Source organism: Nocardioides sp. BGA-UO-ETr-FS32, assembly GCF_059567905.1.
On the sequence record NZ_JCAQOX010000007.1, the window covers coordinates 1 to 21721 of the forward strand.

Annotated in this window: 20 protein-coding genes and 2 tRNA genes; 8 read left to right on the top strand and 14 right to left on the bottom strand. The window is 72.0% G+C overall.

The features are described from left to right. Positions 1-451: 451 nt before the first annotated feature. Entirely contained in the window at positions 452-1717 is a 1266-nt protein-coding gene (tyrS, locus tag AC57BS_RS02745; protein ID WP_496409942.1) for a tyrosine--tRNA ligase, read from the bottom strand. Between the two features lie 73 nt (positions 1718-1790). Here tyrS and AC57BS_RS02750 point away from each other — a divergent pair, with 73 nt between their 5' ends. After that, positions 1791-3179 carry a serine/threonine-protein kinase gene (locus AC57BS_RS02750; RefSeq protein ID WP_496409943.1) on the top strand — a complete coding sequence of 463 codons (1389 nt, stop codon included), beginning with the start codon at positions 1791-1793 and terminating at the stop codon, positions 3177-3179. A 2-nt stretch (positions 3180-3181) separates the two neighbouring features. On the opposite strand, the gene AC57BS_RS02755 is transcribed toward AC57BS_RS02750, so the two are convergent. The 3 genes from AC57BS_RS02755 to AC57BS_RS02765 are packed head-to-tail and all read right to left on the bottom strand — an operon-like array spanning position 3182 to position 5549. Next, positions 3182-3850, bottom strand: a complete 669-nt coding sequence (locus AC57BS_RS02755) for a response regulator (protein WP_496409944.1) — start codon at positions 3848-3850, stop codon at positions 3182-3184. After that, the gene (locus AC57BS_RS02760; RefSeq protein WP_496409945.1) at positions 3847-5124 is read right to left on the bottom strand and encodes a sensor histidine kinase; all 1278 of its coding nucleotides are present in this window, start codon (positions 5122-5124) and stop codon (positions 3847-3849) included. The genes AC57BS_RS02755 and AC57BS_RS02760 overlap by 4 nt, the downstream gene beginning before the upstream one ends. A gap of 20 nt (positions 5125-5144) precedes the next feature. Next, positions 5145-5549 carry a hypothetical protein gene (locus AC57BS_RS02765; RefSeq protein ID WP_496409946.1) on the bottom strand — a complete coding sequence of 135 codons (405 nt, stop codon included), beginning with the start codon at positions 5547-5549 and terminating at the stop codon, positions 5145-5147. 189 nt (positions 5550-5738) lie between these two features. Here AC57BS_RS02765 and AC57BS_RS02770 point away from each other — a divergent pair, with 189 nt between their 5' ends. After that, positions 5739-7274: a serine/threonine-protein kinase gene (locus AC57BS_RS02770; protein WP_496409947.1), complete on the top strand. Its 1536-nt coding sequence runs from the start codon at positions 5739-5741 to the stop codon at positions 7272-7274. Between the two features lie 30 nt (positions 7275-7304). On the opposite strand, the gene AC57BS_RS02775 is transcribed toward AC57BS_RS02770, so the two are convergent. Both AC57BS_RS02775 and AC57BS_RS02780 read right to left on the bottom strand, forming a co-directional pair. Continuing rightward, positions 7305-7378: transfer RNA gene (locus AC57BS_RS02775), tRNA-Ile, on the bottom strand. Between the two features lie 13 nt (positions 7379-7391). Then, entirely contained in the window at positions 7392-8348 is a 957-nt protein-coding gene (locus AC57BS_RS02780; protein WP_496409948.1) for a GNAT family N-acetyltransferase, read from the bottom strand. A 124-nt stretch (positions 8349-8472) separates the two neighbouring features. On the opposite strand from AC57BS_RS02780, the gene AC57BS_RS02785 reads away from it, so the two are divergent. Genes AC57BS_RS02785 through AC57BS_RS02795 form a run of 3 tightly spaced genes read left to right on the top strand, consistent with a single transcriptional unit; the run spans position 8473 to position 12014 of the window. Beyond that, positions 8473-9921, top strand: coding sequence for a DUF1800 domain-containing protein (locus AC57BS_RS02785; RefSeq protein ID WP_496409949.1), 1449 nt, complete (start codon positions 8473-8475; stop codon positions 9919-9921). A 1-nt stretch (position 9922) separates the two neighbouring features. After that, a complete protein-coding gene (locus AC57BS_RS02790) occupies positions 9923-11221 on the top strand; it encodes a DUF1501 domain-containing protein (RefSeq protein WP_496409950.1) in 1299 nt (432 codons plus the stop codon). Between the two features lie 40 nt (positions 11222-11261). Then, the gene (locus AC57BS_RS02795) at positions 11262-12014 is read left to right on the top strand and encodes a PIG-L deacetylase family protein (protein ID WP_496409951.1); all 753 of its coding nucleotides are present in this window, start codon (positions 11262-11264) and stop codon (positions 12012-12014) included. 4 nt (positions 12015-12018) lie between these two features. Here AC57BS_RS02795 and AC57BS_RS02800 read toward each other — a convergent pair whose 3' ends face one another. From AC57BS_RS02800 to dnaG, 6 genes are all read right to left on the bottom strand, one after another. Further along, positions 12019-12852 (bottom strand): hypothetical protein, encoded by an 834-nt coding sequence (locus AC57BS_RS02800; protein WP_496409952.1) that lies wholly within the window; start codon positions 12850-12852, stop codon positions 12019-12021. A gap of 72 nt (positions 12853-12924) precedes the next feature. Continuing rightward, positions 12925-13590: a GAF and ANTAR domain-containing protein gene (locus tag AC57BS_RS02805; RefSeq protein ID WP_496409953.1), complete on the bottom strand. Its 666-nt coding sequence runs from the start codon at positions 13588-13590 to the stop codon at positions 12925-12927. A gap of 293 nt (positions 13591-13883) precedes the next feature. Next, on the bottom strand, positions 13884-15596 hold the full coding sequence (locus tag AC57BS_RS02810; protein WP_496409954.1) for an alpha-glucosidase: 1713 nt from the start codon (positions 15594-15596) through the stop codon (positions 13884-13886). Positions 15597-15716: 120 nt separating this feature from the next. Then, positions 15717-15792 (bottom strand) — tRNA-Asn (locus AC57BS_RS02815). A gap of 52 nt (positions 15793-15844) precedes the next feature. Beyond that, a complete protein-coding gene (locus tag AC57BS_RS02820) occupies positions 15845-16357 on the bottom strand; it encodes a hypothetical protein (RefSeq protein WP_496409955.1) in 513 nt (170 codons plus the stop codon). Next, a complete protein-coding gene (gene dnaG, locus AC57BS_RS02825; RefSeq protein ID WP_496409956.1) occupies positions 16357-18258 on the bottom strand; it encodes a DNA primase in 1902 nt (633 codons plus the stop codon). Before dnaG ends, AC57BS_RS02820 begins: the two co-directional genes overlap by 1 nt. 147 nt (positions 18259-18405) lie before the next feature. On the opposite strand from dnaG, the gene AC57BS_RS02830 reads away from it, so the two are divergent. The 3 genes from AC57BS_RS02830 to AC57BS_RS02840 are packed head-to-tail and all read left to right on the top strand — an operon-like array spanning position 18406 to position 19450. Continuing rightward, positions 18406-18813, top strand: a complete 408-nt coding sequence (locus AC57BS_RS02830; RefSeq protein ID WP_496409957.1) for a phage holin family protein — start codon at positions 18406-18408, stop codon at positions 18811-18813. Further along, positions 18806-19057: a DUF3618 domain-containing protein gene (locus AC57BS_RS02835; protein ID WP_496409958.1), complete on the top strand. Its 252-nt coding sequence runs from the start codon at positions 18806-18808 to the stop codon at positions 19055-19057. The genes AC57BS_RS02830 and AC57BS_RS02835 overlap by 8 nt, the downstream gene beginning before the upstream one ends. Positions 19058-19102: 45 nt before the next feature. After that, a complete protein-coding gene (locus tag AC57BS_RS02840; RefSeq protein WP_496409959.1) occupies positions 19103-19450 on the top strand; it encodes a YtxH domain-containing protein in 348 nt (115 codons plus the stop codon). On the opposite strand, the gene AC57BS_RS02845 is transcribed toward AC57BS_RS02840, so the two are convergent. Together AC57BS_RS02845 and AC57BS_RS02850 are read right to left on the bottom strand one after the other, a co-directional pair. After that, positions 19447-20763, bottom strand: a complete 1317-nt coding sequence (locus tag AC57BS_RS02845; protein ID WP_496409960.1) for a deoxyguanosinetriphosphate triphosphohydrolase — start codon at positions 20761-20763, stop codon at positions 19447-19449. The genes AC57BS_RS02840 and AC57BS_RS02845 overlap by 4 nt on opposite strands. Positions 20764-20824: 61 nt before the next feature. Further along, a complete protein-coding gene (locus AC57BS_RS02850) occupies positions 20825-21658 on the bottom strand; it encodes a VldE C-terminal domain-containing protein (protein WP_496410185.1) in 834 nt (277 codons plus the stop codon). Between the last annotated feature and the right edge of the window lie 63 nt (positions 21659-21721).

Genomic DNA, 21721 nt, shown 5'->3' on the forward strand with positions numbered 1-21721 from the left:
TTGCCAGAATCATTGTCAAAGAAACCGCGACACCAACCAAAGCCAGTGTCAACGGGGCATAACAAACTAATTCGTCGACTAATCAAACACACTGTTGAGTTCTCAAGAATCAGACGCACCCACATCGCGATCCGGTGAGGATCTCGGTTGCGTGAGGCAACTGGTCAAACGTAGCGAGCGATTCGCAGACGTGGCAAATCCTCGCCTGTCTCGCTCTGACCCGGTGGTGTCACCGTGACCGATGACCGCTTCGGGTTGTCCTGCCCGGGGCCGGGAGCCCGGCCTGACCGGCCTTGCTCCCCGCCGCTCCCTGGCGACAGAGAGAACATTATGCGGCTCGCCCTGATCGTGCAAATCGAAACGGTGTGACCGCGGGCACACCGACGTTTTCGCAGGTCAGAGGCCTGTTGGGGCTGGTGGGGCGGTTGGGGGCCCGTGTCGGACGCCCGACTCAGCGCACCTCGACGCCGGCGAAGTTCTTCTTTCCGCGCCTGAGCACCAACCACGATCCCGCGACCAGGTCGTCCGTTCCCGGCTGCAGGTCGGGGTCCTCCACGCGCTGGTTGTTGAGGTAGGCGCCCCCCTCCGCCACCGTGCGGCGCGCCTCGCCCTTGCTCTTGGCGAGGCCGGCCGACACCAGGAGGTCGAGGATCCCGGGAACCTCGCCGGCCGGGAGGGTCGTACCGCCCGCCTCGCGCAGTGCCGCGGCGAGCGTGTCGGGCTTGATGGTGCCAAGGTCTCCCCCGCCGAACAGGGCGGCGGCGGCCGCCTTGGCCTGCTCGACCTCCTCGGGACCGTGCACGAGCGCCGTGACCTCGTCGGCGAGGCGCTTCTGCCCCGCTCGCAGGAAGGGCTTCTCCGCGGTCTGCTGCTCGAGCTCGACGATCTCCTCACGGGTGAGGAACGTGAAGATCCGCAGCAGCTCGCCGACCTTCTCGTCCTCGACGTTGAGCCAGAACTGGTGGAAGGCGTAGGGAGAGAGCATCTCCGGGTCGAGCCAGAGCGCGCCACCCTCGGTCTTGCCGTACTTGGTGCCGTCGGACTTGGTGATCAACGGCGTGGCGAATCCGTAGGCGTTCTCGCCCGTCACCCGGCGTACGAGCTCCGCGCCGCCGGTGATGTTGCCCCACTGGTCCGAGCCGCCGAACTGCAGCCGGACGCCGTGCTCGCGGAAGAGGTTGAGGTAGTCCATGGACTGCAGCAGCACGTAGGAGAACTCGGTGTAGCTGATGCCCGACTCGAGGCGACGGCGGACCGTGTCGCGTGCGAGCATCCGGTTGACCGGGAAGTGCTTGCCGACGTCGCGCAGGAAGTCGATGGTCGACAGCGACGCCGTCCAGTCGTAGTTGTTGACCGTGGTCGCAGCGTTGGACCCGTCGAAGGACACGAAGCGCGAGACCTGCTGGCGCACCCGCTCGGTCCACTCCTTGACCGTGTCGAAGGAGTTGAGCGTGCGCTCGCCCGAGTCGCGCGGGTCGCCGATCATGCCGGTGGCGCCGCCGACCAGGATGTAGGGCGTGTGGCCGGCGTCCTGCAGGCGGCGCGCGGTGACCAGCTGGACCAGGTTGCCCATGTGCAGGCTGGGCGCGGTCGGGTCGAAGCCCACATAGAACTTGACGCTCCCCTCGCCCAGCGCTGCGCGGAGCGCGTCGCGGTCGGTGGAGTGGGCGACGAGGCCGCGCCACTCCAGCTCGTCGAGGACATTCGGGGTCGTCACGTGGATTCCTTCTGGTGGTCTCGGGTTGGTGGACGGGCACTAGCCTAGGGCGAGAAGTCAGGAGGGACGGCACGTGATCGCAGGCAGGTACAGGCTCGAGCGGGAGATCGGTCGGGGTGGTTCCGGCACGGTGCACCTGGCCCTCGACGAGGTGCTCGGCCGTCAGGTCGCGATGAAGCGGATCGGGCTGATCCCGGGCTCGGACAACGCCGAGCTCGAGCGCGCCGAGCGCGAGGCCAGGCTCGCCGCCGCGCTCAACCACCCGCACGTCGTGTCGGTCTTCGACCTGGTGGACGCCGACGACGTCCGATGGCTGGTGATGGAGTACGTCGACGGCGAGACGCTCAGCGACCGGGTCCGTACGTCCGGGCCGTTGGAGGCGACCGAGGCGGCCGCGCTGCTGGCGCAGACCGCGGACGCCCTCGTCGAGGCGCACGGCCTCGGGATCGTCCACCGCGACGTCAAGCCCAGCAACATCCTGATCTCCGGCGGTGCCGCCAAGCTCAACGACTTCGGCATCGCCCGCTCCGCCGACGACCCCTCCCTCACCCAGACCGGGCTGGTCACCGGTTCGCCCGCCTACCTCGCCCCCGAGGTGGCTTCGGGCTCGTCGGCGACCCCGGCGAGCGACGTCTGGTCGCTGGGCGCCACGCTCTACCACGCGGTCACCGGCAGGCCGCCGTACGAGGTCGGCGACAACCTGATCGGCGCGCTCTACAAGATCGTGCACGAGGACCCGCCGCGCCTGCCGGGCGATCACCCGATGTCGGGGCTGCTGACGGTGATGATGAACCGGGACACCGAGGCGCGCTGGTCGATGCCGCGCGTCCGTGACGAGCTGGCCCGCATCGCGCGCGGGCAGCGCTCCACGATCACCGCCCCTGCCCCTGCTCCAGCCCCGCCCCGCGAGGAGACCGGCGTGCTGCCCACCGTGCAGCAGCCGGCGGCCGTACGTCCGGCCCCGCGCCCCGCGCACCGCCACGCCCGTCGGTGGGGCGTCATCGCCGCGGCGGCGGTGCTCGCGGTCGCGGCCGTGGTGGCGGCGTACGTCCTCGCCGGCCGTGACACGCCCGAGGCCGCGCCGGCCGACGACGCCCGCACGCCCCGGGCCTCGGAGACCACCACGAGCAGCAGCACTCCCCCGCTGTCCGCGGAGGACACCCGTGAGCAGATGGACGCCTTCATCACCTCCTACCTCGCGACGGTCACCTCGGATCCCGAGGCCGCGTTCCAGCAGCTGACGCCGGAGTTCCGCGAGGCCAGCGGTGGCTACGAGGGATACATCGGGTGGTGGGGGCAGGTGCGCTCCGCGACGCTCGAGGAGGTCGAGAGCAACCCGTCGGACCTGACGGTGGGCTACACGGTCGACTACGTCATGAAGTCCGGCGAGCGCGACACCCAGCGCGTACGGCTCCAGCTCGAGCGCCTCGACGACCAGCTGCTCATCGCAGGCGAGGGATAGGTCTACGGCTGGGCGGGACGGCCGGTCCCACCGAGGCCGCGCCGCTGCGCCCACAGCGCCGCCTGCGTGCGGTCGGCCACCCCGATGCGCTGGTAGGCCGACGTGAGGTGGGCCTTGACGGTGCGCTCGGTGATGCCGAGCCGGACGGCGATCTGCTTGTTGAGCAGGCCCTCGACGACGAGGCGCAGCACCTCGGCCTCCCGGGGCGAGAGCGCCGGGACGTCCGCGGCAGGTGGCGCCGACCCGGTCACGGCGCGCGCGGTCCGTGCGAGCAGGCGCCTCGCGGCCCGCGGATCGAGGGGCGACTCACCGCGGGCGACGGCGCGGATGCCGTCGAGCAGCGCCTCCGGCTCGGCGTCCTTCAGCAGGTAGCCGACCGCACCCGCCTCGATCGCCGCGTCGATCCGGGCGTGGTCGGAGAACGACGTCAGGACCAGCACCTCGGTGCCCGACGCCTCGCCGACGATGGCGCGGGTGGCCTCGACGCCGTCCATGACGGGCATCTGCAGGTCCATGACGGCGACGTCGGGCCGGAGCTCGCGCACCAGGGCGACCGCCTCCCCGCCGTCGCGCGCCACCCCGACCACCTCGAGGTCCTCGGTGGACTCGATGAGGCCGGTCAGGCCGCGCCGGACGACGGCGTGGTCGTCGGCCACCACGACTCGGATCATCCGACCGGGACCTCCATCCGGACGACCGTTCCGTCCCCTGGTGCCGACTCGACCCCGAGCGTGCCGGCGTGCTCGCGGACGAGGCTCTCGGCAGCCCGCAGCCCGAGGTGGTCCTCGCCGACGACGGCGTCCGCGGCGTACCCGATGCCGTCGTCCACGACCTCGAGCACCATCCGGTCGCCCTCGCGGCGCACGGTGAGGGACATGCGGCCGGCGCGGGCGTGCCGTGCCACGTTGCGCACGGCCTCCTGGGCCACCCGCCACAGGAGTGCGACGGCGGGTTGCGACGCTTCCTCGGTGCCGGTCACGTCGACGTCGACCTCCACCCCGCTCGCGACCAGCGGTGCGACGAGGTCGTCGACCGCGGCAGCGAGGCCGCCGGTGTGCAGGTCGGGCGGGTAGATCTCCACGAGCAGCGACCTCAGGGACCGCATGCTGACCCGCAGCGACCGGCCGACGGCCTCGAGGTCCTGCCGGCCGGCCTCGTCGGACCTCGCGGCCAGGGTGGACAGGGCCAGCGACGACCCGGCCAGGTCCTGGACGACACCGTCGTGCAGGTCGCGCGCGATGCGCAGGCGTTCGGCGTCGGAGGCCCGTACGGCTGCCTCGAGCAGGCGCTCGCGCTCCCGGGCCGCTCGTGAGAGGCGGCGCGACAGGAGGAGGACCAGAGGCGTGCCGAGCGCGACGAGGGCGAGGAGTGCGCCGAGGGTGATCGGGAGGAAGCGGTCGAGGATCCGCGCGCGGCTCTGCCGGATGTCGTCGACGCCGAGATAGGCCTCGAAGAGCAGCGGCACGCCCTCGGGGGACTCGATGCGGGTGTAGACCTCGAGCAGGTCGCCGCCGAGCGCGCGCTCGAACCGGTTCTCCGGCCGGCCGAGGTCGGAGAGCTCGGCCTCGGTGCCACCGTTCCTGAGCACCTCGACCTCGTCGTCACCCAGGGGGTAGACGGCCCCGATCAGCTCGGTCCGGTCGCTGTAGAGCACCGTGCCGTCGGCGTCCCACAGCTTGACCCGCAGGACGTCGCCGACGAGCAGCCGGTCCAGAGCCGTACGGTCCAGGCGGTCGATGGCTGCCGCGTCACCGTCGACCAGGCCGGGCGGGATCTCCGGCTGGGCGACCGACTGCGCGAGCACCCACGTGAGGGACCGGGCGTCGGCGATCGCCTCCTCGTCGGCGGCCGAGCGGCTGAGGGCACTGGTCGCGACGACCACGACGACGAGCGTGACGAGTCCCGCGGCGAGGAACTGCGCCACGGGATTCGTCAGCCAGCGCATGGGGCGTACCTCCGGTGAGGTCAGTAGTTGACCACACCGCGGCACACCTGGCCGTCGCGCACGGCACGGAGGACGAGGGTGTCGGTGCCGGCGAGGTCGACGACCTTGCGCTCCACCTCGAAGGACCCGCTTCGTCCGGTCGTGGTGCCGACGCCGCGGTCGCTGACGGAACCGTTGTGGCGCAGGGTCCAGCGCCAGCGCTGGCCCGAGACGTTGCTGTCGATCTCGCCCTCGACCTCGAGCCGGCCGTCGTCGGTCTTGACCTTGAGCTTCCAGTCGGCGCTGCCGCTGCAGCCGCCGGTGCGGATCACGCGATCGTCGTCGTCACCGCTCGCTGAGGCCGCGGGTGCGGCCAGGCCGGCGGTGAGGCCTGCCGTCAGGCAGGCGGCGGCGAGGACTGCTGGGATGGTCTTCGTGCTGGACATGGGGTCCTCCTCGGTAGGTGGGACCAGCCTGTCCGGCCGCGGCCGCGCCGACGAGATGTCCGATGGTGCTAGTACCCGCGGGGACGGGTCCCCCGATGCCCCCGGACCGGTCCGGGGACTGGTCCCCACGGGTGAGGACGTGCCGCGCGTGGTGACTAGCCTTGGAGGTCAGCCACGGAAGGGGCCCACGTGATTGCAGGCAGGTACCGCCTGGAGAGGGAGATCGGCCGCGGCGGGGCCGGCGTCGTGCACCTCGCGCACGACGAGCTGCTGGACCGCCGCGTCGCGGTCAAGCGCATCGGCCTGCTGCCGGGGACCACCGACGACGACGTCCTGCGCGCGGAGCGGGAGGCGCGGCTGGCCGCCGGGATCAACCACTCGCACGTCGTGTCGATCTTCGACCTCGTCAAGGACGACGACTGCTACTGGCTCGTCATGGAGCACGTCGACGGCCAGACGCTCGCCGAGCTGGTCGCCGCCGAGGGTCCCCTGCCGGTGCGTCGCGCGGCGGCGATCCTCGCCCAGGCCGCCGACGCACTCGTCCAGGCGGGGCGGGCCGGCATCGTCCACCGCGACGTGAAGCCCAGCAACATCATCATCAGTGCGGACGACCACGCGAAGCTCGGTGACTTCGGGATCGCCCGGGCGGCCAGCGACGCCGCCCTCACGCAGACGGGCATCGTCACGGGCTCCCCCGCCTACCTCGCACCGGAGGTCGCGTCGGGCGCCCCCGCGACGGAGGCCAGCGACGTGTGGTCCCTCGGCGCCACCCTCTACCACGCCGTCGCCGGCAGGGCTCCCTACGACGTCGGGCAGAACGTGCTCGGCGGTCTCTACCGGATCGTCAACGGTGACCCGCCGCGGCTGCCCGCCGATGACCCGATGTCCGGGTTGCTCGCGGTCATGATGGTCAAGGAGCCCGAGCGGCGCTGGCCCGTGGAGCGGGTGCGCGACGACCTGAGGCGGATCGCCCGGGGCGAGCCGAGCTCCGCGCCCGCAGTCGTGACTCCCGACTCCTCCCACCACGACGACGCCCCGACGGCCGTGATGGCGGCGGGCGCAGGTGCCACGCCGGCCGAGGACTCCGAGACGACCACGCGCACGACCGCGGTTCCCGTGGTCCCCCGTGAGGCCGCCCCGGCCGAGGACGCACCGGCCTCTCCCCCCGGCCCCCGGCGCTCGCGCAGGCTCCCGGGCGCCGTCGTGGCGGCGCTGGGGCTCGTGCTCCTGCTGGGACTGGGAGCGTGGCTGCTGTGGCCCGACGGCGATTCCCCCGACCCGTCGGGCAGCACGGCGGAGCCGACGACGTCGGACACGCAGGAGCCCAGCGCGCAGCCGAGCGAGGAGCCGAGCGAGGAACCGGCCGAGGAACCGAGCGAGGAGCCGGCCGAGGAGCCGAGCCCGTCCGACGGGCCCGGCGCGACCCGGGCCGCGATGCGCACCTTCGTCGCGGACTACTTCGCGCAGGTCACCTCGGACCCCGAGACCACCTTCGCGATGCTCACCCCGGAGTTCCAGGCGGAGAGTGGCGGCTTCGAGGGCTACGAGGGGTTCTGGAGCACCATCGAGTCGGCCACCCCGCGCGACATCCAGGCCGATCCGCGGTCGCTGACGACGACGTACACGATCGAGTTCGTCACCACGTCGGGCCGGACCACGACGGAGCAGGGTCGCCTGCAGCTCGCTCGGCAGGGAGAGAGCCTCCTCATCGCGGGAGAGGGATGAGCTCGCCCGTGCTTCTCGTAGGGCTTCTCGTAGGGCGGGTGGGGCTCGAACCCACGACCCAAGGATTATGAGTCCTCTGCTCTGACCGACTGAGCTACCGCCCCTCGAGGCGAGACCCTAGGCGATGGCCACGTCCATCTCGTACATGCGCTCCACCACCCGGAAGCCCAGGGCCGTGTTGGTGCGGTGCATGGCCGTGTTGTCCGGCGCCGTCCAGGTGTGCACGCGCGTCACCTCGGTGGGGAGGTCGGCGTAGTTGGCAGCCTTCAGGGCAGCGCCGAGCCGGTGGCCACGGTGCTCGGGCATCACCAGCGTGTCGTCCTGCCAGCCGTAGTCGGTGCCGTGCGGCACGAACAGCAGCGAGTAGCCCCCGAAGACACCGTCCGAGCGCCGCCGGGCGGCGGCGACCCGCACGTCGTACGCCTTGGTCAGCCGCTCCTCCGACGCCGAGAGCCGTGCGTCGTCGAGGACCTGGGGCTCGAGGTCGAGGTCGCCCGTCGGGACGTCGGCGTTCATCTGGTTGCGCATCGCGAGGTAGGCGGCGCGGTGCTCCCCGGGGCACCGGCCGCGCCACAGCACCACCTCGTACGAGGGGTCGACCGGTGAGCCGGGCACCGGCAGGTCGGCGAGGAGGTGGTCCTCGCGGTGCCTCTCGACGGCGCCCATCGCGCGGGCGAACTCGTACGCCGGCCCGGCGACGTCCACGTCGACGCTCACCTCCCCTCCGATGCGCGTGCGGCCCGCTGCCCGCGCCCGCCCGACGAGGGCCTCCCACAGCGCGCGACCGATGCCCCGACGTCGGTGGCCGGGCAGCACCTGGACCTCGCCCCACCCGACCTCGGTGTTCTCGGTCAGGGGCAGCTCGAGCCCGGCCACCCCGACCACCTCGCCGTCGACGACGGCTCGCAGCCAGGTGCGCGCGTAGTAGCTGCTCGGCGACGTCGCGGTGACCTCGAAGGCCGCGAGGGTGGTCGTCAGGGCACGGGGTCGGTCGGCGCGGACGGCCCGCTCCATCACGTCGTGCCAGGCGGTCCGCGCGGCGGCATCGGTCGGGTCGAGCTCCTCGATCTCCACCGACGCATGGGACCGCACGACGCACGGGCGCGGCAACTGGAAATCGCAGCTTCGACTTCTCGTCAGTGGTGCGGCGTGGGACAGTGTGGCGTCTCGGAATCGGCTCGGGTGCGGGAGGACCTCGGTGGCCAAGGATCGACCAGCCCTGCTGTCCCCCTCGCAGCGGCACCTCGTCACACGCTTCGGCTACGGCGTCGACGCGACGCTCGCGCGCGACGTACGCCGGGCCGGGGGCGCGTCGGCGTGGTTCGAGGAGCAGCTCACCCGACCCCGGTCGTTCCCGGACGCGTCGGCCGAGGCCGTGCGCCGGTGGTGGCCCGACCTCGACCGGAAGCCGTCCGACCTGTGGCAGCGGCAGGTGCAGGAGGTCCGCGGCGGCTGGCAGGTGATGGAGGACTACGGTCGCTGGCTGCTCGTGCGGCGCATCCGGACGCGGCGGCCCGTCCTCGAGAAGATGACCGAGTTCTGGGAGGCCGTGCTCCACGTGCCGGTCAGCGGCGACGCGCACTTCACGTGGCGGGTGGACTACGGCGACACGATCCGGCGCCACGCGCTCGGTCGCTTCGACCAGCTGCTCCTCGAGACCACCACCCACCCGGCGATGCTGATCTTCCTGTCCGCGGCCACCTCGACCAAGCGCGCACCCAACGAGAACCTCGGTCGCGAGCTGCTCGAGCTGCACACCCTGGGCGCCGGCAACTACAGCGAGGACGACGTGAAGGCGTCCGCCCGGATCCTCACCGGGTGGCACGTGGACCTCTGGAAGACGTGGGCACGCTCCTACGTCAAGGAGGACCACTGGACCGGGAACGTCGAGGTTCGCGGCTTCCGGCACACCAACCGCAAGGCCGACGGCCGCGCGGTCACCCGGGAGTACCTCCGCTACCTCGCGCACCACCCCGACACCGCGCACCACGTGTGCGAGCGGCTGGCGACGAAGTTCGTGCGCGACGACCCGCCGCGTGCGCTGGTGAAGCGGCTCGCGAGGGTCTACCTGAAGAACGACACCGCGATCGTCCCGGTGCTGCGGGCGCTGGTCGCCAGCAAGGAGTTCCGGGCATCCGCCGGGAAGAAGCTGCGCGACCCGAGCGAGGACGTCGTCGCGACCTACCGCGCGCTCGGCGTGGAGGTCGGCCGCCCCACCCGCAACGACTCCGGCGCCAACGCGATGCTGTGGCAGGCCTCGGGCCTCGGGCTCTCCCCGCACGCGTGGCCCCGCCCCGACGGCACCCCGGTGACCGACGACGTCTGGGCCTCCCCCGCGCGCGCCCTCGGCTCGATGAGCATGCACTGGTCGATGGCGGGCGGCTGGTGGCCCTCGCACGGCCTGGGCTACCGCGAGCCGAAGGCGTGGGTGCCGGCGAAGAAGCCGGTCCGGTTCAAGGACCTCGTCGACGAGGTCAGCCGCGACCTGCTGCACCGACCGGCCTCGAAGCGACTCCTCGAGACCGCGTGCCTGGCCACCGGCTGCAAGGCCAGGGAGAAGATCGACCGCGAGCACGGTCTCTACCAGCGGGGCTTCCCGCGACTCCTGGCTGCCGTCCTCGACTCCCCCGACCACCTGGCGTGCTGACATGACGACTCCCGAGACCACCGACCCCGGTCGCAGCACCCGCTCCTGCGGTTGCCCGGACTACGACGAGGCGCGCCTCGCGCTGCGCCGGCGAGCGCTCGTCGGCACCGCCCTGGCCGGCGGCGCCGTCGCCCTCGGTCCCTCCCTGGCCGGCACGGCCCCCCGGGCGTACGCCGTCACGGGCCGCACCGCGGCTGCGCTCGCCGCGCCCGGCGGCTCAGTGCTGGTGCTGCTGTCCCTGCGCGGCGCCGCCGACGGCCTCTCCCTGGTCGTCCCCCACGCGGACCCCGTCTACTACGAGGCCCGGCCCCGGCTCGCCGTCCCGGCGGCGTCCCTGCTCGCCGCGGACGCGATGTTCGGCCTGCACCCGGCCCTCGCCCCACTGCTGCCGATGTGGGACGCCGGCACCCTCGCCGCGGTCCACGCCACCGGGATGGCCACCCCCAACCGCTCGCACTTCGCCGCGATGGAGGCCATCGAGGACGCCGCGCCCGGCTCGACCGAGCGCAACGGCTGGCTCAACCGACTCCTCGGCGAGCTGCCCGGCACCTCCCCACTGCAGGGGACGGCGATGGGCAACCAGGTCCCCACCTCCCTGTTCGGCACCCACCCCGCCTTCGTCGTCAACCGCGTCGACAACGCCAAGGTCTTCGGCACGGAGGAGGACGGGCGGCGGCTCGCCTCCCTCAAGCACGCCTGGACCGGCAGCAGCCCGATGAGCCGTGCGGTGCGCGACGCCATAGCGGGCGCCGAGACGTTCGGCCTCGCCCGGGACACGTCGGCGGGCACGCCCGCGCCGGCGTACCCCGGGACGAGCCTGGGCAAGGCGCTCTCCGACGTCTCGCGCATCGTCCGCTCGGGTGTGGGCGCCGAGGTGATCACCGTCGACCAGGGCGACTGGGACATGCACACCGACGCGGGCACGCTCGAGTGGGGAGAGATGAAGCGCAACGCCGGCGACCTTGCCTCCTCCATCGCCGCCTTCTTCACCGATCTCGGCCCCGCCGCGGACCGGGTCACGCTGGTCACGCTCAGTGAGTTCGGCCGGCGGGTCAAGGAGAACGACGACTACGGCACCGACCACGGCTTCGGCAACGTCATGTTCGTCGCCGGCGCCGGGGTCAGGGGCGGTCGCTACTACGGCTCGTGGCCGGGCCTGCAGAACACGCTCGACGGCGACCTGCTCGTCACCACCGACTACCGCAGCGTGCTGACCGAGGTCGTCACGAAGCGGTTCGGTGTGACGGTCGCGCAGGTCTTCCCGGGGTTCGCGCCGCAGTCCGTGGGCGTGATGGCCTGAGGGGCAGACACGCCGCGCGCTGCGGTGCGATGCTCGGGACATGAGCGACGAGCGCCCCACTCCCCCGTCCTACGAACCGCTCCCGGAGGACTGGGAGAGCGCCCTCTTCGTGGTCGCCCACCCCGACGACATCGAGTACGGCGCCGCCGCTGCGGTGGCACGCTGGACCGGCCAGGGCAAGCGGGTCGTCTACTGCATGGTGACCAGCGGTGAGGCCGGGATCGACGGGGTCCACCCCGACGAGTGCGGTCCGCTGCGCGAGGCCGAGGAGATCGCGTCCGCGGCGGCCGTCGGCGTCGACGAGGTGGTCTTCCTGCGCCTCCCCGACGGGATCCTGGAGTACGGCGTCGAGCTGCGGCGCGCGATCGCGAAGGTCGTGCGCGAGCAGCGCCCGGACGTCGCGATGACCATCAACTTCCGCGACACCTTCGGTGGCACGAACCTCAACCAGGCCGACCACATCGCCGTCGGCAAGGCGCTGCTCGACGCCGTGCGCGACGCCGGCAACCGGTGGGTCTTCCCCGAGCAGCTGGTCGACGGCCTCGAGCCGTGGGGCGGCGTACGGGCCGTGTGGGCGGGCGGGTCTCCCCAGGCGACCCACGCCGTCGACGTCACCGACACGTTCGGGGCCGGCGTCGCCTCGCTGAAGGAGCACCGGGCCTACATCGACGGCCTCGGCTGGGAGGGCTGGGACCCCGAGGAGTTCCTCGACGGCATCCTTCGCGGCGGCGGCCAGGGCCTCGGCGTCACGCACGCGGCGACCTTCGAGGTCTTCCCGCTCGGGTGGGGCTGAGCGGCTAGCGACCGAACCGGCGCCGGGGCCTCCTCGGCGCGCGCTCGCCGGCGCCCGCGAAGCGGGCACCCACCAGCGGGGGTGCCGCGTGCCGGGCCGGCTCGACGCCTTCCGCCACGCCGTGCTGGGCGCCCTCGTCGACGGGATCGTGATCCACGGCGTCGGGGTCGAACTCCGTCGGGACGGTCGAGAGGTCGTGGTCAGCGAGGATCGCGCGGACCTCGTCGATCACCGCCAGCAGCTCGTCGTCGCTGGTCGCCCCCGCGTAGGTGACGAGCGCGTGGCGCCCCAGCGAGGCCCCGACGACCGCCCCACGCTCGAAGTGCAGCCGCATGAACCCCGTGGCGTGCTGGTCCTCGAGGGAGCGCAGGATCGCCAGCATCCGGTTGCCGACCTCGGCGAGGTGGTGCAGCTCGCGGCGGTCCCCCGCGGCGGCGATGACCCGGGACCCCGCCGTGACGACCGAGCTCCAGCGGACGCCGTCGACCGACATGATGCGGTCGACGCAGTGCGCGACCGCGGCGGACGTGTCGACGGCGCTGACGACCATGTAGGTCGGCACGACACGGGGCTCGAGCCGGCGCAGCACCGCCCGGTAGGTGCCCTCGCCCGCGGGGGTCCAGGTCACCCCCACCGAGAGCCGGTGCACGCCGTAGGCCTCCAGCGCGCGGAGGTCGCCGCCGTCGACGAGCTCGCCCATGCGACGGGCCAGACGACCGGTGTAGGGAAGGGCCGCGGCGAGTGCGCCCGACGCCCCGTCGTCACCCACCACCGTGCCGTCCGGGCGTACGACGAAGTCGACCCCCACGTCCCCGGCTGCCGGCTGCTCCACGCTCATGGGCCCAGCCTGTCGCAGGGCCGGCACGGTTCCGGTCGGCGTAACGCACAGTTCACACGGGGGCGCGAAGCGTTACGCCCCGGCAACCCGGGGCGCGTCGGCCTGGCCCGGCAGGGTGCCGGTGTCCACGACGTGCTGCGCAACGGCGAACAGCTTGATGTTCTGCTGCGACGAGAGCCGCTTGAGCACGGCGAACGCCTGCTCCGAGGTCAGGGCGAACCGCTCGCGCAGGATCCCGGTCGCCTCCCCGATCAGCTGGCGGCTGCCCAGGGCCGTGTGCATCTGGTCCTGCGCGACGGCCGCGCTCAGGGCAACCGCCGCATGGGCGGCCACGACGAGGCCGTCGAGCTGGTCCGCGTGGTCGAAGGCGTCGGGCTCGTAGGCGTAGAGGTTCAGCATCCCGAGGCTCTCGGCGTCGACGAACAGCCGGAACCCGAGGTAGGCCCGGACCCCGGTCTGCTCGGCCACCTCCGACCCCCAGCGCGGCCACGGCGCGTCGCGGGTGAGGTCGGCGACCGAGATGACGTCGACGGTCCTGTGGCCACTCATGGCCGGGCCCTCGTCCAGGGCGTGCTGCAGGTCGTCCATGGTCTGGAGCGAGGCGTGCGTGTGGGCGCAGGTGTCGTCGCGACCCGGCCGCAGCACGCAGACCCCGGCCACGTCGCACGGACCGATCAGCTCGACGGCCATCGTTGCGACGCGCTCGAGGGCGTCGGCCGGGTGTCGTGTGTCCGACATCCCGCGCGCGGCATCGGCCAACCGGCGCCCGAACTCGTGACGATCCATCCTGCGGCCTTCCCTCCCATGGGCGACGCACGCATCGTATAGAGGCGGGCCCCACGCGGGAGGAGACGGACGCGAAGACGGCCCGGGTGGCCGCTTCTTGACCACCCGGGCCTGTGCCCCTGTGAAGTCGCGACGTCGCAGGGACCTGAGGGCGCAGTACCCGGATGCCGCCGACCGATCCGCCCTGCGGTCAAAAAGGGTGGACCGCATGCATGGTGGTCGGGCGCCGCCGGCTGCAACGAAGCTCAGGGCTGCCGTTCGGACAGCAGGACGCGGGCTTCCCAGGGCTCGAAGACATCGGTGGAGGCGGCACTCTCGCGGTTGGTCAGGAGCAGGTCGGCCGCGGCGTCCCCCGGCTCCATGTCGACCTCGACTACGGCGCCAGAGAGGTTGACGTAGACCGCGAGCCGGTGGGTGCCGGTCTGCCGGGTGAAGGCGTACAGCTCGGAGTGTTCTGGATGGATGAGGGTGAAGTCGCCGTCGACGACGACGGCGTGGGTGTGCCGCAGCCGGATGAGTGCCTTGTAGTAGGAGTAGACCGAGTGCGGATCGTGGCGCTGGCGCTCGGCGTTCAGCCAGGTGAAGTTCGGGTTGACGCGCATCCACGGTCGGGCTGAGGTGAATCCGGCGTGCGGCTCGGCCGACCACTGCATCGGGGTGCGAGCGTTGTCCCGACTCTTGCGTCGCAGCGCGGTCAGGACCTCCCGAGGGTCCAGCCCGAGCTCATGGACGGCTGTGTCGTAGTAGTTGAGCGACTCGATGTCGCGGAACTCGTCGATGCCGGCGAACGGCATGTTCGTCATGCCGATCTCTTCGCCCTGGTAGATGTACGGGGTGCCGCGGTGCAGGTGCAGCACGGTGGCCAGCGCTGTCGCGGACTCGTACCAGTGGTCGGTGTCGTCCCCGAACCGGGAGACCACCCGCGGCTGGTCATGGTTGCTCCAGTACAGGCTGTTCCACCCTCGGTCGCCCATGGCGCGCTGCCAGGTGGCCAGCGACTGCTTGAGGTCCAGGACGGTGACCGGCCGCGGGCGCCACTTCTCGCCGTCGGAGTCGAGGTCGACGTGGTCGAACTGGAAGACCATGTTGAGCTGACCGTGGTCGCGGTCGGTGAACTTCAGGGCCTGGTCGGGCGTCACGGTGGGCATCTCCCCCACGGTGAGATAGATGCCCGGCCGGTCCGCGAACACCGATGCCTGCATCTCGGCGAGATGGTCGTGCACCTTGGGGCCGTAGGAGAAGTGGGGCGATCCATCGCCCAACCCTGTGCTGAGTGGTTGCCCGTCGGGCAGTCGCGGGTCCTTGGAGATGAAGTTGATGACGTCCATCCGGAAGCCGTCGATGCCTCGGTCCAGCCACCAGTTCATCATCGAGAAGAGCGCAGCACGCAGCTCCGGGTCGTCCCAGTTCAGGTCGGGCTGCTTCCTGGAGAACAGGTGCAGGTAGTACTGGGCGCGCTCCGGGACCCACTCCCAGGCGGAGCCGGAGAAGAAGGAGCCCCAGTTGTTCGGCTCCGACCCGGGCTCTCCTGGGACGGTGCCGGGTCGGGCGTCGCGCCAGATGTACCAGTCGGCCGTGTCGGAGCCACGGGACGTGCGGGACTCGACGAACCACGGGTGTTCGTCGGAGGTGTGGTTGACCACCAGGTCCATGATGATCCGCATCCCCCGGACGTGGGTCTGGGCGATCAGCTCGTCGAGGTCGGCCATCGTGCCGAAGACAGGGTCGACGTCGCGGTAGTCGCTGATGTCGTAGCCGTTGTCGTCCTGGGGTGAGCGGTAGACCGGAGAGAGCCAGAGGACGTCGACGCCGAGATCGGCCACGTGGTCCAGGTGCTCGATGATGCCGCGGAGGTCGCCGATCCCGTCGCCGTCGGAGTCGGCGAAGCTCCGCGGGTACACCTGGTAGACGACGGCGGCTCGCCACCACGCCGCATCTTCCCTGGCCTGGTCGGTCATCCCTTGACTCCGGTCGACAGCACTGGCCATGCATCGTAGACCCGGGGATGAGGACTCAGCTGCGGATGACAAGCAGACGGCCCGTGACCTGCGAGTTCGCAGGTCACGGGCCGTCTTCACTGGCTCCCCCGGTTGGACTCGAACCAACAACCCTCCGGTTAACAGCCGAATGCTCTGCCAGTTGAGCTACAGGGGATCGCTTGTGCAGCGAGGCGAAACCTTAGCAAGCCTCGTCACCGCGGGGGAAATCAGGGCAGGCCCACGTCGCGCTGCGCCAGCTCCAGGGCCTCGCGGGCGGCCGCGCGCACGGCCGGGTCGTCGGGATCGACGCCCTCGTCGTACTCGTAGACCCAGTGGACGGCGCCCGATCCGGAGGGGGCGCGGCGCGCGATGACGCGCAGGCCGCGACGGTGCGCCACCGCGACGTGGCGCTGGAGGACGATGCTGGCGGTCACCCGCTCGTGGACCAGCTCGAGCAGGCGGCCGGGGTCGGTCAGGCTCGCCGTGTGGACGGGACGCTGCTCCCCCCACGAGCCGACCTCGGAGAGCCGGAACGTGTCGGTGTCGCGGTCCCAGTCGGCCGCCTCCACCTGCTCCCACGGGACGCGCCGCGTCTCGCCGTCGCGCTCGAGGTAGAACGCGTCGCGGGTGCCGGCGAGAACGGCGCCGTCGACCGCGGTGGTCACCGCGAGGACCTTCTCACGAGGGCCGACCTCGACCTGCGGGACCGCGGGGCGCCTCCGCCAGCTGATCGGGAGCATCAGGGGTGCCCTCCTGGCTGTCCGACTGCGCCCTCGCGCAGCTTGCGGCGGTGCTGCTCGAGCATCACCAGCTCGCCGAACATGCGGTTGTAGTCGAGCGCCTGCTCGACGGGGTTGGTGCGCTGCAGGCGCGCCTTGACGTCGGCGATGCGGCGCGACGTGGTGAGCTCCTGGAGCCGGTAGACGTAGGCCACGGCGAAGGTCGGGTTGGGGTCGGACGTGCCGCGGACCGGTTCGACGCCAAGCTCGGTGACGGCAGCGATCACGGCGGGGTCGGTGGCCGCACCGCGGACCCGGTTGGCCCAGCCGGGGTCGTCGGCGCCGGTGGCGGGCCCGCCTGCGGCGCCCACGGCCTCCCACACGCCCTGGAACGTGGGGTGGGTGAAGTCGGCGGCGGTCACGTGCGCGGTCGTACGACCCACTCCGGTCGGGTGCTGGATGACGAGCTTGAGCAGCTCGCGCTCGATCTGGAAGCGCGGGTCGGACAGGCTCGGCAGGGTCGGCCGGGGCGGCTGCGCCGCCTGGGGCGCCTCGGCGGTGCGCGCCGGGCGGCGTTCGTCGGACCGGGCCGGGCGGCTGGCGGCCCGGCGTACCTCGTCGCGGACCTGGTCGAGGTCGACGCCCACCATGTGCGCGAGCTCGCGGGAGAACGTCTCGACCTTCGTCCGGTCGCGGATGCTCGCCACCAGCCCGGCGGCGTCGCGCAGGGCGTCGACGCGACCGTCGGCGCGGTCGAGGTCGTAGCGGGTGAGGATGTTGTCGAGGGCGAAGCGGTAGAGCGGTTGGCGGCTCGCGACGAGCTCACGGACCGCCTCGTCGCCCTCCGCCAGCCTCAGGTCGCAGGGGTCCATGCCCTCGGGGGCGACGGCGACGTAGGTCTGGGAGGCGAACACCTGGTCGCTCTCGAGGACCTTCATCGCGGCCTTCTGGCCGGCGGAGTCGCCGTCGAAGGTGAAGATGACCTCGCCGCTGGTCGTGTCGTGGTCACCGAGGAAGCGGCGCAGGACGCGTGCGTGGTCGGTGCCGAAGGCAGTGCCGCAGGACGCGACGGCGGTCTTCACGCCGGCGAGGTGGCAGGCCATCACGTCGGTGTAGCCCTCGACGACGACGGCCTGCTGGCTGTCCTTCATCGCGGTGCGCGCGAGGTCGATGCCGTAGAGCACCTGGCTCTTCTTGTAGATCGCGGTCTCGGAGGTGTTGAGGTACTTGGCCTCGATGCGGTCGTCGTCGAAGATCCGACGGGCACCGAAGCCGATCGTGTCGCCGTTGGCCTCGCGGATCGGCCACACCAGGCGGCCGCGGAAGCGGTCGTAGTGGGAGCGGCCGTGCGCCACGAGCCCGGCCGCGACCGACTCCTCGTCGGTGAACCGGCGCCCGCGCAGGTGGCGGGTCAGCGCCTCCCCGTCGCGCGGGGCGAACCCCACGCCGAACATCGTGGCGGCGGCCTGGTCGAACCCGCGCTCGTGCAGGAACTGGCGCGCGACCACGGCATCGCGGCCGGCCAGCTGCTCGGCGTAGAACTCCTGGGCGACCTTGTGGGCCTCGATCAGCCGGCCGCGGGCCGGCCCGCGCGGGCGTACGGGCTCGTCGTCGCCGTCCTCGCGCCGGAGCTGGACGCCGAACTTCTCCGCCAGTCGCTCGACCGCCTCGGTGAAGGTGAGGCCGTCGACCTTCATCAGGAACGAGATGACGTCCCCGCCCTCGCCGCAGCCGAAGCAGTGGAAGAACTGGCGGGCCGGGTTGACGTTGAACGACGGCGTCTTCTCGTCGTGGAACGGGCAGAGGCCCTTGAGCGACCCTCCCCCGGCGCGCTTGAGCGTGACGTAGCCGGAGACCACGTCGTCGATCCGCGCCTTCTCGCGCACCTCGGCGATGTCGTCGTCGCGAATCCGGCCTGCCACGCCCGGGAGTCTACGGGCGCGCTCCCACGAGCGACCGGGAGTCTCCACATCCCCGCGGAATCACCTCGCGGGCCCGCTGCAGAGGGTGGCCACCCCTTGGGGCGTGTGCCGCTGGTGCCCGTCCGGCACGTCTGCGAAGGTCGAGGAATGACTTCTCAGCACGGAGCGCCGGAGAGTCAGCCTCTCGGAGCACTCGTCCACCAGCTGTCCCAGCAGATCCCCGAGCTGATCCGCTCGGAGATCCGCCTCGCCCAGGCGGAGGTCGCCCAGAAGGGCAAGCGCGCAGGGGTCGGGATCGGCATGTTCAGCGTCGCCGGCCTCCTCGCGTTCTTCGCCCTCGCCGCCTTGGTCACCACCGCGATCCTCGGCCTCGCGAACGTCGTCGACGCCTGGCTGGCCGCGCTGATCGTGGCGCTCGTCCTGCTCGCCGCGGCGGCCGTGGCCGGCCTGGTCGGGAAGAACAAGGTGGCCGAGGCCGGCCCGCCCGCCCCAGACCGGGCGATCCAGGGCCTCAAGGAGGACATCGCGACGGTGAAGGGAGACCATCATGGCTGAGAACAAGACCCCCGAGGAGCTCGAGGCGGAGATCGCGATCCAGCGCGAGCAGCTCGCAGGGACCGTCGACGAGCTCGCCGCCAAGCTCGACGTGAAGTCGCAGGCGCGGCAGAAGGTGGCCTCACTGAAGGACTCCGCCACGACCGACGACGGGCGGCCGCGCAACGAGGTGCTCGCCGCTGCCGGCTCGCTCGTGGCGATGGCCGTGGTGCTGCTGCTCTGGCGGCGCCGGGCCGACCACTGACCGACCACTGACTGACCACTGAACGACCAGGGAAGGGAGACCCCCATGAAGAAGCTCATGCTGCTCGTCGCCGGAGGTGTCGGCTACGTGCTCGGCACCCGCGCAGGACGCGAGCGCTACGAACAGATCAAGAAGACCGCGATGCGCGTCAAGGAGGACCCGCGGGTCCAGGAGAAGGCGCACCAGGCCGCCGACGTGGTCAAGGAGACCGCCCAGCAGAAGGGGCCCGTGGTCAAGGACAAGGTCACCTCGGCCGCCAGCGCCGCGGCCGACAAGGTGACTCCCTCGGGCAACGGCGGCCACCGGTCCGACAGCTCCGACCTCGAGGACCAGCTGCACCCCGACAGCACCGCACGTCAGGACAACCCGTACCCGCAGGGCGACCTGCCCTAGCCCGGGTCCCGATCCGCGCGCGGCGCTCGCCTCTCCACCCCCGAGGAGGCGAGCGCCGCGTGGCGTGTGACGGCGCTGGCGTCGGTGAGGGACGCGACCTGGTCGATGACCACGCGCCGGCGGCCGGCGTCGTCGTCGGCGGCGTCCCAGTCCTCGACGAAGACCGGGTCGAGCCCGTCGACGCCGCGCGCCCACAGGCCCTCGACCAGCTCGGCGACGAGCTGCCGCTGGCGCTCCATGAGGGCGACGCGGTCGTCGGCCTGCATGACGTAGAGGGAGGCGATCCCCTTGAGCACGCCGATCTCGACCTCGGTCGCCGCGGGGACGACGAGGTCGGCGCGGTGCCGCACCGGGGGCTCCCCCGCCGTCGCGGCGAACGTGGCCCCCTGCACGCTCCCGCAGAAGCGCCCGACGAGGTCACTGGTGAGGTTCTTGATCGCGGCGAGCGCCCGCCGGCTGCCGTCGTAGGTGGAGGCCGGCCAGCTCCCCATCGCGCGCAGGTCGGCCAGTGCGTCGTCGAGGGTCGCGTCGTCCGCGCCGGGCAGGTACCAGGAGCGGACGGTCTCCCAGAGCGCGTCGCGGTCGAGCCGGGTGAGGTCGAGCCGGCCGGCCACGATGCCGTCCTCGACGTCGTGCACCGAGTAGGCCACGTCGTCGGCCAGGTCCATCACCTGGGCCTCGAGGCAGCGACGACGCCCCTCGACGCCGGTGCGGAGCCAGTCGAAGACGCGGCGGTCGTCGTCGTAGACGCCGAACTTGACCACCACGCGTGGGGTGCCGTCGGCGTGGACGCCGTGCGGGCCTGACGCCTCCGTACGGCTCCAGGGGTACTTCGTGCAGGCATCGAGCGTCGCGCGGGTGAGGTTGAGGCCCACTGACCTGCCCTCGGCGTCGAAGGTCTTGGACTCGAGCCGCGTGAGGAGCCGCAACGTCTGCGCGTTGCCCTCGAAGCCGCCGCAGTCGGCGCTGAGGCCGGCCAGCGCCCGCTCACCGTTGTGCCCGAACGGCGGGTGACCCAGGTCGTGGGCCAGCGCCGCGGTCTCGGCGATGTCGGGATGCGTGCCGAGCGCCCGGGCGAGGTCACGAGCGACCTGCGCGACCTCCAGGCTGTGCGTGAGCCGGTTGCGGACGAAGTCGTCGGTCTGCGGGCCGACCACCTGCGTCTTGGCCGCGAGGCGGCGCGACGCCGCCGCGTGGACGACGCGCGCCCGGTCGCGCTCGAACGCCAGGCGTACGGGGGCGTCGACCCGCTTGGGCGGCTCGTCGACCAGCCGCTCGCGCGCCGCGTCGTCGTACAGGTCCTCGATGCTCATCGGCCGGTCAGCCTAGCGAGCACCGAGGACGCTGCGTCGACGGCGGTCCGGGACGCCGACGTCAGTAGACCGTGACGTGGACGTGGTCGTAGTGGTTGGCCGTGGTCGATCCGCGGTCGGACATGCCGCGCCAGCCCTCGCCGCTACGCTCGACCGACCACATCTGCTGGGAGTAGATGATGTACTCGATGCCGAGCGCGGAGTAGTTGGCCCGCAGGAACTCGGCGATCGCCCACCCCGTCTCGCCGCTCACCATGATGTCGATGGCGCGGCCCTGGCCGTGCTCGCCGTCGCTGCGCCACGTGCCGTAGCTGGTGACCTCCGGCCAGTTGGAGCAGACCACGTCGTGGATCTCGTAGAGGGACGCGCGGCCGGCGTCGATGGCGGAGCCGTTGGCGCAGGCGCCGCCGAGGGTCGGGCCCTCGGGCTCCTTGGGCTCGGGCTTCGGCTTGTCCTGGCTGAGGTAGTCGGAGGTGACCCAGCGCGACTGGCCGTCGATGACGACCTGGGTGCGCCCGGCCTGCTCGCGACCCGTGACGGTCACCTGCTCGAGGGCGTCGACCAGGCCGAGCTTCTCGGACTTCTCACCGGGACCGGACCAGAGGTTGAGCGCCTCGGTCGTCCACAGCTTGGCGTCGAGCTTCTTGGCGAGGCGGCGGGCCTGCTTGTCGATGCGCAGGTCCTTGCGGACTGCCGCCTCCGCGCGGGCCGCGGTGCGGATCTGCGAACGCGAGACGGTGGTCTCGCGGCTCCCGCTGCGGCGGCTCAGGGCCGTGCTGTTCGAGGGGGCGTCGTCGCTGTTCGCTGCGGCGCCGGAGAGCGACTGCGAGCTGCTGCTGGAGGAGGCGAGGAGGTCCTCGCCGGAGGTCGCGGGCTCGGCAGCGAGGACGCCCATGGTCACGGCCGACAGCGTCGCCACGACGGCGAGGGGGGCGGCGACCTGGACGGATCGGGGGAT